At 75.8% G+C, this 931-nt stretch carries 1 protein-coding gene; it reads left to right on the plus strand.

Annotated features, from left to right (window positions below; all coding sequences use genetic code 11):
• Positions 1–882 (plus strand): isochorismate synthase (locus ESO86_RS17730; protein WP_129236038.1); only part of this gene is annotated, 882 nt, incomplete at its 5' end.
• Positions 883–931: the final 49 nt, after the last annotated feature.

Here is a 931-nt window from a genome sequence, read left to right on the forward strand (position 1 = left end):
CCGGTCGAGCTGCCCGCGCCCGCACCGAAGCGCGACGTGCCGCGCGTGCGCTTCGCACCGGGCGCGCTGCCGCCCGAGGCGTACACCGACGCCGTCGCCGAGGCCGTGCGCCGCATCGACGACGGACGGTTCGAGAAGGTCGTGCTCGCGCGCGAGATCGTCGGCACGCTGCACGAGGACGCCGGACTCCGCGCCGCGCTCGCGAAGCTCGCCGACGACTACCCCGATACGTGGGTGTTCGCCGTCGACGGCCTCATCGGCGCGAGCCCCGAGACGCTCGTGCGCGTCGACCACGGAACGGTCTCGGCGCGCGTGCTCGCCGGCACCGCGTCGCGCGGGCAGGATGCGGCATCCGACCGCGACCAAGCCGCGCGGCTGGCCGCCTCGCACAAGGACCTCGCGGAGCACGCCCTCGCCGTCGAGAGCGCGGTCGCGACGCTCGCACCGCACACCGCCAGGCTCGATGCGAGCCCCGAGCCGTTCACCCTGCAACTGCCGAACCTGTGGCACCTCGCGACCGACCTCAAGGGCACGCTGGGCGACGGGTCGAGTGCGCTCGACCTCGTGCGCGCAGTGCACCCGACGGCGGCGGTCGCGGGCACGCCCCGGAACGTCGCGCTCGCCGCGATCACCGAGCTCGAGGGCTTCGACCGCGGGCGCTACGCCGGGCCGGTGGGCTGGGTCGACGCCGACGGCGACGGCGAGTGGGCGATCGCGCTGCGCTGCGCGCAGGTGTCGACGGACGGCACGGTGCGCGCGTATGCCGGGTGCGGCATCGTCCACGACTCGGTGCCGGTCGACGAACTCGCCGAGACCGACATGAAGTTCCGGCCGATCGTCGAGGCGTTCGGTGCTCCGCCGCCGTCGCCGCCCGTGCCGTAACCGGCAGCGGTCGCCGCGCGCCCTGCCCGCGCTGCCCGCCCCGCGGGCC

It is taken from the genome of Agromyces binzhouensis (genome assembly GCF_004135055.1).
Lineage (GTDB): Bacteria > Actinomycetota > Actinomycetes > Actinomycetales > Microbacteriaceae > Agromyces > Agromyces binzhouensis.